Here is a 14,501-nt window from a genome sequence, read left to right as displayed (position 1 = left end):
TTCATCGAGCCGGAGTGGACCTCCGCCGAATTCTCAATCGCAATTCTAGGCCGAGGGCGGTCCGCGGATGCGCTCGCTCTCATGCCAGGCGCCAGGCGCCCCTTCCTTGCGCGGGAAAACGAGGAGCCGAATGTCTTCATAGATCGGCAGGATCGCCGCTTCGGCCGCAAGGACCGCGGCCGGATCGCCCCCGAGCGCTAGCTTGCCGTCGGACCGCTCGCCGACGATGCGCAATTCCGGCAAGGCGACGGCGCGGGAGACCTGGCGGGCGGCGGGGCGATCGGGCGATCCGCTGTCTGGCGCGGACACGCTGCCGCTCTGCGCGCCCAGACGACCGGAAACGCCCTGCCCGACGGCGATGACCTGCATGGCAAAGGAAGCGCAGAACAGCCACAGCACGGCAAGAAGCCGGCCGGCCTGCATGTTTCTGCTGCCACCACCCAAGCGGTCCATCGAGGACGCGATCCCTTTCTCTCGGCACCTTGGCGCCCGCGAGATAAATTCAGCCCGATCCCACAAAGCTAGTCGAAGAACATGGCCGGATTCGAGCAGGCGCCCTTAACACCATCCCGTGCCGCAAAAGTCAAATCTGCGCTCGCCTGACACCGGTCAGCCGCCAGCGCCGGCGGTTTTCTCCTGATGGATCTCTATCAGCGACGGACCCGGCCGCGAAGCGGCCTCCGCCAGCGCGCGCGGCAAGTGCTGGATATCCGTCAGCCGCTCGGCCGGGACGCCATAGGCCTTGGCGGTCAGCAGGAAATCCGGCGCCGACGGCTTCACGCCTTGTGGGGTGACTCCGGCCTCGACCATGTGGGACTCGATCTCCCGATAGCCGTCATTGTTCCAGACAAGGAAGATCACTCTCGCTCCGGCATCGGCCGCCGAGCCGATCTCGGCCAAGGAGAACTGGAAGCCTCCATCGCCGACAAGGCAGACGACCGGCTTCGCGCGGTCGGCAACCGCCGCGCCGATTGCCGCCGGCGGGGCATAGCCGAGCGAGCCATAGCCGGTCGCCGAATTGAACCAGGCGCGCTGCCGCGGCGCGTCGCAATAGAGGTTGCCGGCATAGACTGCTTGGGTCGAATCGCCGACGATCGTGCCGTCCGGAAGGGCCTTGTAGATCAGCTCGATGATACCGACCTCGGCCCGCATCTTCGGCGTCAGTTCTTTCAGGGCCGCCTTGCGCGCCGCATCGGCCCGCGACGCGCCATCCCTGGCGGCGGTGTGGCCGGGTAGAAAGCCCAGAATACCCGCCGTTGCCGCCCTTGCGCCGGAAAGGATCGACAGCGCCGCCTGCGGCCCCCGCGCCAGCTGCGCGGCGTCGATATCGGTGCGGATCAGGTTCTGAAGCGCCGGAAAGCCGCCATCCGCATAGAGGTCGTAGTCGGTCTGGCCCATTTCGGTGCCGAGCGCCAGCACGAGGTCGGCTTCGCGCAGCAAGGCGCGCACGGACTTGAGGCTCGGGCTTGCCGGCACGCGCAGCGGATGACCGGCCAGCATGCCGCGGGCGTTCACAGTCGTGACCACCGGCGCGCCGATCTGCTCGGCAAGCGCACGCACTTCCGCCTCCGCCGTCAGTGCGCCGCCGCCGCAGAGGATGACGGGGCGCGCGGCTTCGGCACAGAGGATCGCCGCCCTCTGCAGGGTTTCGCTGTCGGAGCGCGGGCGGGTCGCCGCCGCCGGCTTTGTCTCCCGGCTTTCGATCCGCTCGGCCATCACATCGGTCGGGATCTCGATATGCACCGGCCCGGGTCGGCCGGAAAGCAGCACCGCAAAGGCACGGTCGACGACAAGCGGCAGGTCGGCCGGATTGATGAGCGTGTGCGAATAGAGCGCCAGGGTCTTCATCATGCCTTGCTGGTCCGGCAATTCGTGCAGCAGGCCGCGGCCATGCCCCAGCGAGTCGCGCCGGTTGACGCCGGAAATGACGAGCATCGGGATCGAATCCTGCCGCGCCTGCGCCATCGCCGTGATCGTGTTGGTAAGCCCCGGCCCGGTGATGACCAGCGCCACGCCCGGCTTGCCGCTGACGCGTGCATAGCCGTCGGCCATGAAGCCGGCACCCTGCTCGTGGCGCGGCGTCACATGGCGGATCTTCGACGCCGAAAGGCCGCGATAGAGTTCGACCGTGTGAACGCCGGGAATGCCGAACACGACCTCGACGCCATTCGCCTCGAGCAGATCGACGAGCACCTCGCCGACGGTTTTCATTTCGGCACTCATGCGCGGCGCTCCCTTCGATCCGTGCAGCGTTCGGCAAGAGCGGCGATGCGCCGGCACGCCTCGTCGAGCCCCGCATCCGGTACGGTCAGGCTCACCCGGACGAAATCCTGCGCCTGCTCACCGAAGGAGGAGCCCGGCATCACTGCCACGCTTTCCTCCTCGAGCAGCGCCCAGGCGAAGGCTTCGCCCGAGAGACCCGTTCCGGCGACGTCGATCAGCGCGAACATTCCGGCCTCCGGCGGCAGAACCGAGACGCCCGGCGTCCGGGCGAGAGCCAGCGCTATCCGGCCGGCGCGCCGCCTGTAAGCCTCGCGCATCTGGCGCGCCGTGTCGATCTCGTGGGTCAACGCATAGGCGGTCATGTCGGCAATGAAGGGCTGCTGGCCGAAAAGCATCGTTTCCGAAACCGGCAGCAGGCGTTCCGTGAATTCCCCCGGCCCGACGGCCCAGCCGCTGCGGAAGCCGGGAGCGGCATGCGACTTCGAAATGGACGAGACGACCACGGTGCGGTCGGCCAGATCCGGATTGTCGAAGGGCGATGCGAAGACGGCATCGAAAACCAGTTCCTCATAGACCTCGTCGCAGACGATCCAGAGATCGTGGCGGCGCGCCACCTCGCCGATCACTGCGATTTCCGCTTCGGTCAGAACGGCACCGGTCGGGTTGTGCGGCGTGTTCAGAAGCAGGACGCGGCAGTCGGGCGTGACGGCCCGTTCCAGATCTTCCGCCCGCATGTGAAAGCCGTGTTCCGGTTTCAGCGGCACCAGGACCGGATGAGCGCCGGTCGCGCGGATGACGCCTTCGTAGGTGGCGTAGAGCGGATCGCCGACGAGCACGCCGTCGCCGGCTTCGGCCAAGCCCAGCATGACGGCGAAAAGCGCCGTCTGCGTGCCGGGAAAACAGAGAATGTTCACCGCCGTCACATCGGCACGGCGGCGACGGTATTTTTCTGCAAGCGCGGCGACGATGGCGGGCTCGCCGCGGCCGTTCGAATAGCGGTAGCGCCCGGCATTCATGGCGCGCTGGCACTCGTCGAGCAGGGCACGGTCGGGCGGCAGGTCGGGCTCGCCAATGGTGAGCTCGATGAGATCAGCGCCGCTCGCCTTCAGCTGCCGCGCCCGGATGTGCAGCGACCATTTGCCGGAGCCAAGATCCGCCAGGCGCGAGGTGATCGACGCGTAACGCATGGTGATTTCTCCCGTCTGTTATTGTTCTACCGGCAGGCCGAGCAGCGCCTCGACCGAGGCCATGGCGATGCCGACCAGCTCGCCGTCGCGGAAAAGATCACCGGCAAGACAGCCTTCCACCCACAGCCCGTCGACGAGGCCGTTGACCGCAATCGCGTAGCGGCGGCATTCCTCCGGGCCCGCCGGCCTGCCTTTCGCCGCGAGGAAATCGCTCAACAGAGCCTGGAGCGCGTTGCGAAAGGCGAGATAGCCCTCGCGATGGATTTCGGCGAGCACCGGATCAACGCGCACCTGGCTGATGAAGGCGGCCCAGAGCGAGACGCTGCGGCTGTCGGCGACCGGTTCGGTGAGGTTGATGGCAATGAAGTCCTTGAGCCGCGTCGTCGGGTCGCCCTCGACATTTTTCGCCTTTTCGGTGAGCGAGGCAATGACGGCGCGATAGGCCTCCGCCACCATCTGATCCTTCGAGTCGAAGTAATGGCGGACGAGACCTGCGGTCACGCCGGCGCGGACCGCGATCTGCCGGACCGTCGCGCCCTCGAGCCCGAATTCCGCTATGCAGTCGAGCGTCGCCTCGATCAGTTCCTGGCGGCGCTCGCCTTCCGGAGCGCGGTGAAAGCTGCGGCGGCTCATGGCCGCTCCCATCCGCTCTGCCCGATCGTCGGTGTCTGCCAGACGGTTAGGCTCATTGCGCGGCTCCTGCGGGGGTGTCGTTCTTAGATGAGGCGCCAAAAATTCAGCGGCGACGTTATTATACACTTGAATAATAGCGGCACAAGTGCAACGATGCCTCTCATGAAACAGCGTGACAAGCCCAAGATGCTGCACGAAAAGTCGACCAGGGGAACTGTTTTCATGCCTTCACGAGAAGCTCTGCGATGGACCGGAGACGTCTGTCGATGACGGATGCGGCCCAGGCAATCGAGGTCACCGACCTCCACAAGCGTTTCGGGCCATTGGAAGTGCTGAAGGGTGTGTCGCTCGACGCCCGGCAAGGCGACGTGATCGCCATTATCGGCGGCAGCGGCTCCGGGAAATCAACCTTTCTGCGCTGCATCAATATGCTGGAATTGCCCTCGGCCGGACGGGTCTCCGTCCATGGCGAAGAAATCCGCCTGAAACCGGACGGCAAAGGCGGATTGGTTCCCGCCGACCGCAAGCAGGTGCAGCGCATCCGCACCCAGCTCGGCATGGTCTTCCAGAGCTTCAATCTCTGGCAGCACATGACGATCCTCGAAAACGTCATCGAAGCTCCGGTCCACGTGCTCGGCAAATCCAAAGCCGAGGCAGTGGAGACGGCGGAGAGGTTGCTCAACCGCGTCGGACTATACGAGAAGCGCGACGCCTACCCGGCCTTTCTCTCCGGCGGCCAGCAGCAGCGCGCCGCGATCGCCCGCGCCTTGGCGATCCAGCCGCTGGTCATGCTGTTCGACGAACCGACTTCGGCGCTCGACCCGGAGCTCGTCGGCGAAGTCCTCTCCGTGATCGGCGATCTTGCGCGCGAGAAGCGGACGATGATCCTCGTCACACACGAGATGAAGTTCGCCCGCGACGTCGCCAACCATATCGTCTTCCTGCACAACGGCATCATCGAGGAACAGGGGCCGCCCGAGGCGATCTTCGGCGCGCCGAAATCCGAAAGGCTGAAGAAGTTCATCAGTTCGATTCATTGAATTCAGCAATGCTCAACAACCAAAAAAGGGAACAGCATGAAGAAGACATTGAAGCTCCTGGCGGTCGCCGCCGCCCTGTCGATCGCCGGCGCCGTTGCCGCTTCGGCCGAACAGGTCAAGGTCGGCATTGCAGCCGAACCCTACCCGCCCTTCACCTCGCCGGACGCGAACGGCAACTGGGAAGGCTGGGAGATCGAGTTCATGAAGGCGATGTGCGCCGAGGCGAAGCTTGATTGCGTGATCACCCCCGTCGCCTGGGACGGCATCATCCCGGCGCTGACGTCGAAGAAGATCGACCTGATCGTCGGGTCGATGTCGATCACCGCGGAACGCCTGAAAACGATCGACTTCTCCGACAAATACTACAACACGCCGACAGGCATCATCGGCGCCAAGGGCGAGGACTTCAAGCCGACGCCGGAAGGGCTCGCCGGCAAGACGCTCGGCGTGCAGGTGGCGACGGTGCACCAGGCTTATGCGACCAAGCATTTTGCCCCGGCCGGCGTGGAGGTCAAGGAGTACCAGACGCAGGACGAGGCCAACCAGGACCTCGCCGCCGGGCGCCTCGATGCGGTGCAGGCCGATGCGATCGCTCTCGACGCCTTCCTGAAGAGCGATCAGGGCAAGGAATGCTGCGATTACAAGGGCGAAGTCGCCCAGGACATCGACGTGCTCGGACCGGGCGTCGGCGTCGGGCTGCGCAAGGGCGAGACCGAACTCAAGGACAAGATCAACGCGGCGATCAAGGCGATCCGGGCCAACGGCACGTACGACGCCTTCTCGAAGAAGTATTTCGACTTCGACATCTACGGCGGCTAGGCCGTAGCCGGCCGGCAGCTTCAGCGCTGCCGGCCCTTGATCTTCGAGGAGCTGGGTGGCGATGGCCGCGGAACCCTTCATCAACTGGAGCCTGCTGGCGCTCGCGGCGCCCGGCTGGGGCGGCGTTCTGCTGCAGGGCTTCCTGCATTCGATCGAGATCGCCGTCGGCGGCTATGCGCTCGGCCTGCTGCTCGGCGTCGGCGGCGCCTTCGGCAAGCTCTATGGCGGGCCGGTGCTGCGCGACCTGCTCGAGTGCTATACGACCATCGTGCGGGCGGTGCCCGAGCTCGTCCTCATCCTGCTTCTCTACTATGCCGGCACCGACCTCCTGAACCAGGTCCTCGGCGCCATGGGAATCGGCACCGTCGATATCAGCGGCTTGGCAGCCGGCATCTTCGTCATCGGCGTCGTCCAGGGCGCCTATTCGACAGAGGTGCTGCGCGGCGCTATCAAGGCGGTGCCCGCCGGGCAGATCGAGGCGGCGCGCGCCTACGGCATGTCGCCGATGAAGGTTCTCAGGCGCATTACGCTCCCCGCGATGCTGCCCTATGCCATACCCGGCCTTGCCAATCTCTGGCTGATCGCCACCAAGGACACGGCGCTGCTTGCCGTCGTCGGCTTCAGCGAACTGACACTTGTCACCCGCCAGGCGGCCGGCACGACCAAGGCCTATTTCCTGTTCTTCTGCGCCGCCGGCGCGCTCTATCTCGCCCTGACGCTTATCTCCAATCTTTTCATCGGCATCATCGAGCGCCATGCCCGGCGCGGCTTCGCGGAGCAGCGATGACCGACGAAACCACCCACGCGCTCGCGCTCGCCCCCGAGGATCTTCCCAAGCCGGAGAACTTTCTCAAACCGCATCGCATCGTCCTGATGCTCCTCTTCGCCGGCCTCGTCGTCGCAGTCGCCGTCTTCATGCGTTGGGATTGGCTGCCGCGCTACTTGCCAAGACTCGGCTCCGGCATCCTCGTCAGCCTGGTCATGCTGTTCAGCACCGCACTCCTCGGCTTCCTGCTCGCCGTTCCCCTCGGCCTCGTCCAGGTGACGGGCCCCTGGTTCCTCAAGGCCCCCGCCCGCCTGTTCTGTACCGTCATTCGCGGAACGCCGCTGCTCTTGCAGCTCTGGCTGCTCTACTACGGCCTCGGCTCTCTCTTTCCGCAGTTCCCGGCGATCCGTCATTCCTTCCTCTGGCCCTATTTGCGCGAGGCATGGCCGTATGGGGTGGCGGCGCTCACGCTTTCCTTCGCGGCTTACGAGGGCGAAGTGATGCGCGGCGCCTTTGCCGGCGTGCCGCGCGGAGAATTGGAGGCGGCTCGCGCCTACGGCATGGGACGCTGGACGAAGTTCCGGCGCATCTGGCTTCCGCGGGCCGTCCACCGGGCGCTGCCGACGCTCAACGGCGAGACCGTGCTGCAACTCAAATCGACGCCGCTCGTCGCCACCATCACCGTGGTCGACGTCTATGCGGTGATCTCCAAGGTGCGGCAGGAAACCTATCTCACCTACGAGCCGCTGCTCCTGCTGGCGCTCATCTACATGTGTCTGACCGGCATTCTGGTCGTCGCCTTCCGCTATTTCGAAAACCGCATTCCCACCCGTGGTGCCTGAGATGAAAATTGCCGCTGCGATCAGCAATGCCTTGCCGGAACTCGTCACCATTCGCCGCGATCTGCACGCCCATCCGGAACTCGGGCTGGAAGAACGCCGCACGTCGGCCTTCATCGCCGGCCATCTCGAAGCGCTCGGCTACGAGGTGGCGACGGGACTGGCGAAAACCGGCGTCGTCGGCACGCTCAGGAATGGCAGCGGCCCCCGTTCGATCGGCATCCGCGCCGATATCGACGCCTTGCCGATCCATGAGGAAACCGGCCTCGACTATGCCAGCAAGACGCCGGGACTGATGCATGCCTGCGGCCACGACGGCCACACGGCGATGCTGCTCGGCGCCGCCCGGGCGCTTGCCGAACGAAAAAATTTCAACGGCACCGTCCACCTCATCTTCCAGCCGGCCGAAGAGAATTTCGGCGGTGCGAAGATCATGATCGACGAGGGTCTGTTCGAGAAGTTCCCATGCGACGCCGTTTTCGCGCTTCACAACGCGCCGAATCTCCCCTTCGGGCAGTTTGCATTGCGCGAGGGTCCGATCGGGGCCGCCGTCGACGAGGCACGCATCACCGTTCACGGCCGCGGCGGTCATGGTGCCGAACCGCAGGAGACGGCCGACCCGATCGTCTGCGGCGCCAGCATCGTCATGGCTCTGCAGACCATCGTGTCGCGCAACATCCATCCGATGGACCCGACCGTCGTCACCGTCGGCGCCTTCCACGCGGGTTCGGCGAGCAACATCATTCCGGAACGGGCGGAGATCGTCGTCGGCATCCGCTCCTTCGATCCATCCGTTCGCGACGAACTGGAGCGCCGAATCCGGATGATCGCCGAAGCACAGGCGGCAAGCTTCGGCATGCGAGCGACCGTCGACTACCAGCGAAGCTACGATGCGACGATCAACCACAAGGCGGAGACGGATTTCGTCCGCGACCTCGCGATCCGCTTCGCCGGGGCAGACAAGGTCTTCGATCTCGCCCGCCCCTATATGGGCAGCGAGGACTTCGCCTATATGCTCAAGGAGAGGCCGGGGACCTATTTCTTCCTCGGGTCTCGGATGACCGGCGAGGAAAAGTCGCTCCACCACCCGGGCTACAATTTCAACGACGACCTGCTGCCGATCGGCGCGGCCTTCTGGACAGAGCTCGCCGAGGCCTATCTGGCGCGACCGTAGTCCTCCAGCGCATGTCGCCCAAAAGTGTGCATGGGGTTTTGGAACAACGACATGCACGAAAAAGATGGTCCAAAATGCCACAGGCGAAACATTGCCGCAGTGTGACAACGTGGCGGGCTGCCCGTTATTGACCTTTGGCAATTCTGCATCAAATTCAATCACACGATGAAGTCGAGCCGCCGCTCGATGAGCGAATGAATGATCGTGCGGGATGCAAGGGCTCCTGCGCCTCCGCCCTCACCGCCCGGGCTGAAAGGATCGCGCCCCGTGTTTGAAGCCTTCGATGCGACAGTGCTTGCGCGCATTCAGTTCGCCTTCACGGTCTCGTTTCACATCATCTTTCCCGCCTTTTCCATAGGACTCGCGAGCTATCTCGCGGTTCTCGAGGCGCTGTGGCTTTGGAAGAAGGACGAGGTCTATCTCGAGCTCTTCAACTTCTGGAAGACGATTTTCGCCGTCGCCTTCGGCATGGGCGTCGTCTCGGGCATCGTCATGTCCTATCAGTTCGGCACCAACTGGAGCGTGTTCTCGGACAAGGCGGGCCCGATCATCGGACCGCTGATGGGGTACGAGGTCCTGACGGCCTTCTTCCTCGAGGCAGGCTTCCTGGGCATCATGCTGTTCGGCCTCAACCGGGTCGGTCCGAGACTGCATTTTTTCGCAACCGCCATGGTCGCGCTCGGCACGCTGATCTCGGCCACCTGGATCTTGTCCGCGAACTCCTGGATGCAGACCCCGGCGGGCTTTGCAATGAACGAAGCCGGACAATTCATTCCGGTCGACTGGTGGGCAATCATCTTCAATCCGTCCTTCCCCTACCGGCTCGTGCATATGGTGCTCGCCGCCTATCTGACGACGGCGTTCGTCGTCGGCGCCTGCGGCGCTTGGCATCTGTTGCGCCACACTGCGCCTCGGCGTGCCCGGACGATGTTCTCGATGGCGATGTGGATGGCAGCGATCGTCGCGCCTATCCAGATTCTCGCCGGCGACCTGCACGGCCTCAATACGCTCGAGCATCAGCCGGCCAAGATCATGGCGATGGAGGGTCACTATCACAGCCATCCCGACGGTGCCCCGCTGGTGCTCTTCGGCATCCCCAATTCAGCGGAGAAGCGCATCGACTACGCAATCGAAGTGCCAAGACTCGGGAGCCTCATTCTGAAGCACGATCTCGATGCACCGCTCGCCGGCCTCGACTCGATTCCCGAAGAACTCCACCCTCCCGTCGGCATCGTCTTCTGGTCGTTCCGCGTGATGGTCGGCATGGGCCTGGCCATGCTCGGGATCGGCCTCTGGTCGCTCTGGTGTCGGTACCGTGGCACACTCGCCACCGATGCCTGGCTGCACCGCATGGCGGTGGCAATGGGTCCGGCGGGGTTTGTCGCGGTGCTTGCCGGCTGGATCACTTCCGAGGTCGGGCGGCAGCCCTATACTGTCTATGGCCACCTGCTGACGGCCAATTCTGTGTCACCGATCGAGGCTCCGGCCGTCGGCGCGTCGCTCGTCGCCTTCATCATCGTCTACTTCCTCGTCTTCGGCGCCGGCACCTTCTACATCCTGCGGCTGATGGCGCGCCTGCCGCGCGATACCATGCCGGAACTCGACGAGGGGCCGCTGCGCACGGCCGGCGTCACCCCTGGCCCGGCAGCGGCGAGACCCAATGGAGGCCCGCATGGCCATTGACCTGCCGTTCATCTGGGCCGCGCTTATCGCCTTCGCGGTGCTCGCCTATGTGGTGCTCGACGGCTTCGATCTCGGCGTCGGCATTCTCTTTCCGTTCTTCCCGGAGAAGCACGATCGCGACGTAATGATGAATTCCGTGGCACCGGTGTGGGACGGTAACGAGACATGGCTCGTGCTCGGCGGGGGCGGCCTGATGGCCGTCTTCCCGCTCGCCTATGCCACGGTCATGCCAGCGCTTTATGCGCCGATCATCGGCATGCTTCTCGGCCTCATCTTCCGCGGCGTCGCCTTCGAATATCGCTGGCGCACGCGACGCGGCGAGTTTTTGTGGAACTGGGCCTTTGCCGGCGGCTCGACGCTCGCAGCCTTTTCCCAGGGGCTGGCGCTCGGCGCGCTCATCCAGGGGATTCCGGTCGAAGACCGGGCCTATGCCGGCGGTTGGTGGGACTGGCTGACGCCGTTCTCGATCGTCACCGGCGCGGCGATCGTCATCGGCTACGCGCTGCTCGGCGCGACCTGGCTGATCATGAAGACGCGCGGCGATCTCGCCGAGCGTGCTCGCGCCATCGCGCTGAAATGCGCCTTCGCCACCGTGGCGGCCATGGGCATCGTCAGCCTCTGGACGCCATTTCTCGAGCCGGTCTATCTGCAGCGCTGGTTCGGCTGGCCGACGGCGATCTTCAGTGTCATCGTGCCGCTGCTCGTTCTCGGCTGCCTTTACCTGCTGCTCAAGGGCATCCAGCAGCGCCACGACCGCCAGCCCTTCATCGCCGCCCTCGGCCTCTTCCTGCTCGGCTATATCGGCATCGGCATCAGCTTCTATCCCTATATGGTGCCGCCGTCGCTCACCATCTGGGACGCCGCCGCGCCGAACGACAGCCTCGCTTTCCTGCTCGTCGGCGCGCTCGTGCTGGTGCCGATCATTCTTGCCTATACCGCCTATGCCTACTGGGTGTTCCGCGGCAAGGTCGATCCGGAAGAGGGCTATCACTGATGGGCGCGCTCGGCCGCCGGCTCCTCTGGTTCGTCTGGCTCTGGTTCGCCGGCGTCGCGGCGGTGAGCGTAGTCGGGCTCGCGATTAAGCTCGCGCTCGGCAGCTAATTAGGGAAAGCCCCGCTCAAGCTTGCGGACCTACCGTCTTCCTACACATCGGCAGGCAATCGCCGACGGAGACAGGACCGCACCCTACTCCCCAGCGATCGCCTGCCGAGGTGACCAAGCAGCGGGCTAGGCAACTCGCCACGGGCGCTGCGGCGGTTTTTCCCCTTCTCAGCCGGCGTCCGCTTTGCTAGCAGTTCGGCGCGATGGAACGGGGCGCGATCCGCCCCGGCAGGAGCCGGACATGCCAAAGACCCCCGCAGAATGCACGACGATGGCGGATGTGCGCGCTCAGATCGATCGGCTCGACCGCGCGTTGATGGCGCTCTTTGCCGAACGCTGGGGCTATATCGACCGGGCTGCCGAGATCAAGCGCCCGCTGTATCTCAAGGCAGACATTCCGGCGCGCGTCGCAGAGGTCCGGGAGAATGCCCGCAGGCACGCGATCGAATTCGGGCTCGACCCGGACTTCTATGAGCGCTTGTGGACACAGCTCATCGACCATGCGATCGCGCATGAGCGCAAGCTCCTCGGCGAAGACGAGGAGTAAGGCTCCGGCCCTTCAGCCGTTGGCGACAAGGCGTCCGTCGTCGCCGCGACCATCGTCGAAACTGTTCTTGCGACTGAGATAGCCTTCCCAATCGAAGGCACTCTGAACGATATGTTCGAGGCTCGCATGGGTCGGCACCCAATCGAGCTTCAATCGCGCGACGGTCGGATCGGCGACGACCTGGGCCGCGTCGCCCGGGCGACGCCGCCCGTAATCGATGCGGAAGTCGCGGCCGGAAACCTGCCGCACCGTGTCGAGGACCTGCAGCACGGAAAAGCCTTCGCCATAGCCGCAATTGCTGACCAGCGGACCGCCCCCACCGCTTAGATATTCAAGCGCTTTCCGATGGGCGGCAACCAGGTCGCTGACATGGATGTAATCGCGAATGCCGGTGCCGTCCGCCGTCGGATAGTCGGTGCCGAAAACATCGACCTTGCGGCGCCTGCCGAGCGCGGCTTCGCAGGCGACCTTGATGAGATGCGTGGCGCCGAAGGTCGACTGCCCCGCACGCCCCAGCGGATCGGCGCCGGCCACATTGAAATAGCGAAGCGCCACGTAACTGAAATCATGCGCCGCCGCCGCGTCCTCGAGCATGATTTCCGACATCAGCTTGGAACGGCCATAGGGGCTTTCCGGACGCAGGGCCGCCGTTTCCTTGACCGGATCCGGCGTCTCCTGGGTGCCGTAGACGGCAGCCGTCGATGAGAAGACGAAGCGGCGCACGCCGGCCTCTATCGTCGCGGCAATCAGGGTGCGCGTTTTCGCCGTGTTGTTCTCGTAATAGGCGAGCGGTTTGGCAACCGATTCCGGTACAACGGCCGAGCCGGCAAAATGGACGACCGCGTCGATCTCGTTCTCGGCGAAGAGCCGCGCCAGCGCCGCCCGGTCGCCCACGTCACCGAAATAGAAGCGCGCCTCCGGCGCCACCGCCCAGCGGAAGCCGGTCGTCAGGCTGTCGAGCACGACGACGGTCTCTCCCGCGTCGAGCAGCGACCAAACCATATGGCTGCCGATATAGCCCGCTCCGCCTGTCACCAATATGGCCATGGCTGCCTTCCACCCCCGATTGAACCCGGGAACAGGAAAGACGGGCGATGCTTACGGAATTGGTAAATCGCGGCGCCGGCGCCGCTCTTCACCGGCTATTCCTGCGGCGGTGGTTAAGCACCCGCCACGGCAATCATTCGGATTTTATCGATCGGCCCGCAACGGACGAATCTTGGATCAGCGGTCGAGGATATAGGTGCGCAGACGGTCCGCGGCCTCTGCGATCTGGGCCGGGTCACGCAGGAAGCAGGCGCGCATGAACAGCGACCCGCCCTCGCTGAAAGCCGTTCCCGGAGCCAGTCCGACCCCGGTCTTGTCGACGATGTCGATCGCCGCCCGGCGCGAATCCGTGACGCCGTCGATCTTCAGGAAGGCGTAAAGCGCCCCGTCGGGCTTCAGGGTCTCGACGCGATTGGTGGCAATCAGCGTGTCGCAGAGCAGGTCGCGATTGCGTCGGGCCTTGGTGACGTTGTCGTCGACGAAAGCGTCGCCTTCGTCCAGGGCGACGACGGCGCCGCGCTGCATGAATTGTGCGACCCCGGAGGTCGAATACTGGATCAGGTTCTCAAGCACTTGGCCCATGGCCGGCGGCGCCACGATCCAGCCGACGCGCCAGCCAGTCATCGCCCAGTTCTTGGAGAAGGAGTTGACGAAGAGGATGCGGTCGTCGTCCTCCATGATGTCGAGGAAGGACGGCGCGCGTCGGCCGAGATAGTAGTAGAGCGCGTAGATCTCATCGGCGATGATCCAGATGCCATGCCTGCGCGCCAGCGCCAAGATGGCCTTGAGATCGTCGGGCGACGCCGTCCATCCGGTCGGATTGGACGGCGTGTTGATGAACAGCGCCCGCGTCTTATCGCCGATCGCCGCCGCAAGGCGGTCGAGGTCGAGCTGCCATTTGCCGTTCTCGAAGCGCAGCGGCACCGAGACCGGCCGGACGCCGGAGAGGTACGCGGCGGCGGCGAAATTCGGCCAGGCCGGGGTCAGGAGAACCATCTCGTCGCCGGGCGAAGCGATTGCCTCGATCGCAAGCTTGATCGCCTGCATGCCGGATCCGGTGACGTAGAAATTCTCCGGCGCGAGCGTCTTTTGGAAGCGGCGCTGATAATAGCGCACCAACGCCTCGCGCAGCGGCGGGATGCCGCGCTGCCACGTATAGAAGGTCTGGCCGGCCACCAGCGCGTCGGCCGCTGCCCGGCTGATGAAGTCCGGCGTCGGAAGATCGCCCTCACCGACCCAGAGCGGGATCAGGCCATCGCGACCACGGGCATAGTTCACCACTTCGACGATGCCGCTTTCGGGCGCCGCAAGAGCGCGGGGACTAAGGCTGGTCATGGTCGTCATCAGCGGCGGCCTCCTGAATTGCCCGCCGCTTCTAGACGTTTTCGCACCCGTGATCACACGATTTTCTCTGACGAACTTATCGATTTCTGTGATGATTT

At 64.8% G+C, this 14,501-nt stretch carries 14 protein-coding genes; 8 read left to right on the top strand and 6 right to left on the bottom strand.

The genetic code is table 11. The features are described 5' to 3' along the window. Nucleotides 1–45: 45 nt before the first annotated feature. The 4 genes from NXT3_RS02725 to NXT3_RS02710 form a co-directional block, all read right to left on the bottom strand. Nucleotides 46–453 carry a hypothetical protein gene (locus tag NXT3_RS02725; protein ID WP_097525629.1) on the bottom strand — a complete coding sequence of 136 codons (408 nt, stop codon included), beginning with the start codon at nt 451–453 and terminating at the stop codon, nt 46–48. A 156-nt stretch (nt 454–609) separates the two neighbouring features. Continuing rightward, nucleotides 610–2,223 (bottom strand): 5-guanidino-2-oxopentanoate decarboxylase, encoded by a 1,614-nt coding sequence (locus NXT3_RS02720; RefSeq protein ID WP_097525628.1) that lies wholly within the window; start codon nt 2,221–2,223, stop codon nt 610–612. Beyond that, complete coding sequence (locus NXT3_RS02715; RefSeq protein WP_097525627.1) at nt 2,220–3,410, bottom strand: pyridoxal phosphate-dependent aminotransferase; 1,191 nt, start codon at nt 3,408–3,410, stop codon at nt 2,220–2,222. The genes NXT3_RS02720 and NXT3_RS02715 overlap by 4 nt, the downstream gene beginning before the upstream one ends. An 18-nt stretch (nt 3,411–3,428) precedes the next feature. Next, nucleotides 3,429–4,043, bottom strand: coding sequence for a TetR family transcriptional regulator C-terminal domain-containing protein (locus NXT3_RS02710; RefSeq protein WP_104839919.1), 615 nt, complete (start codon nt 4,041–4,043; stop codon nt 3,429–3,431). A gap of 266 nt (nt 4,044–4,309) precedes the next feature. On the opposite strand from NXT3_RS02710, the gene NXT3_RS02705 reads away from it, so the two are divergent. The 8 genes from NXT3_RS02705 (at nt 4,310) to NXT3_RS02670 (ending at nt 12,012) form a co-directional block, all read left to right on the top strand. After that, complete coding sequence (locus NXT3_RS02705; protein ID WP_097525676.1) at nt 4,310–5,083, top strand: ABC transporter ATP-binding protein; 774 nt, start codon at nt 4,310–4,312, stop codon at nt 5,081–5,083. A gap of 36 nt (nt 5,084–5,119) precedes the next feature. Beyond that, on the top strand, nt 5,120–5,902 hold the full coding sequence (locus tag NXT3_RS02700; RefSeq protein ID WP_037425959.1) for a transporter substrate-binding domain-containing protein: 783 nt from the start codon (nt 5,120–5,122) through the stop codon (nt 5,900–5,902). A gap of 61 nt (nt 5,903–5,963) precedes the next feature. Further along, on the top strand, nt 5,964–6,689 hold the full coding sequence (locus NXT3_RS02695) for an ABC transporter permease (protein ID WP_037425961.1): 726 nt from the start codon (nt 5,964–5,966) through the stop codon (nt 6,687–6,689). Next, nucleotides 6,686–7,510, top strand: coding sequence for an ABC transporter permease (locus NXT3_RS02690; protein ID WP_037425963.1), 825 nt, complete (start codon nt 6,686–6,688; stop codon nt 7,508–7,510). The genes NXT3_RS02695 and NXT3_RS02690 overlap by 4 nt, the downstream gene beginning before the upstream one ends. A gap of 1 nt (nt 7,511) precedes the next feature. After that, nucleotides 7,512–8,681, top strand: a complete 1,170-nt coding sequence (locus NXT3_RS02685) for a M20 aminoacylase family protein (protein ID WP_104838760.1) — start codon at nt 7,512–7,514, stop codon at nt 8,679–8,681. Between the two features lie 267 nt (nt 8,682–8,948). Beyond that, nucleotides 8,949–10,364 carry a cytochrome ubiquinol oxidase subunit I gene (locus NXT3_RS02680; RefSeq protein ID WP_097525622.1) on the top strand — a complete coding sequence of 472 codons (1,416 nt, stop codon included), beginning with the start codon at nt 8,949–8,951 and terminating at the stop codon, nt 10,362–10,364. Continuing rightward, a complete protein-coding gene (cydB, locus tag NXT3_RS02675) occupies nt 10,354–11,358 on the top strand; it encodes a cytochrome d ubiquinol oxidase subunit II (RefSeq protein WP_037425988.1) in 1,005 nt (334 codons plus the stop codon). The genes NXT3_RS02680 and cydB overlap by 11 nt, the downstream gene beginning before the upstream one ends. Nucleotides 11,359–11,706: 348 nt before the next feature. Beyond that, a complete protein-coding gene (locus NXT3_RS02670) occupies nt 11,707–12,012 on the top strand; it encodes a chorismate mutase family protein (protein ID WP_097537799.1) in 306 nt (101 codons plus the stop codon). Between the two features lie 12 nt (nt 12,013–12,024). On the opposite strand, the gene galE is transcribed toward NXT3_RS02670, so the two are convergent. Both galE and NXT3_RS02660 read right to left on the bottom strand, forming a co-directional pair. Further along, on the bottom strand, nt 12,025–13,059 hold the full coding sequence (gene galE / locus NXT3_RS02665) for a UDP-glucose 4-epimerase GalE (RefSeq protein ID WP_104838759.1): 1,035 nt from the start codon (nt 13,057–13,059) through the stop codon (nt 12,025–12,027). A 177-nt stretch (nt 13,060–13,236) separates the two neighbouring features. Further along, a complete protein-coding gene (locus NXT3_RS02660; RefSeq protein WP_104838758.1) occupies nt 13,237–14,403 on the bottom strand; it encodes a pyridoxal phosphate-dependent aminotransferase in 1,167 nt (388 codons plus the stop codon). Between the last annotated feature and the right edge of the window lie 98 nt (nt 14,404–14,501).

The organism is Sinorhizobium fredii, from assembly GCF_002944405.1.
GTDB classification, from domain to species: domain Bacteria; phylum Pseudomonadota; class Alphaproteobacteria; order Rhizobiales; family Rhizobiaceae; genus Sinorhizobium; species Sinorhizobium fredii_C.
Note: the sequence above shows the minus strand (reverse complement) of the source record. Positions and strands in the feature narration are given on the sequence as shown.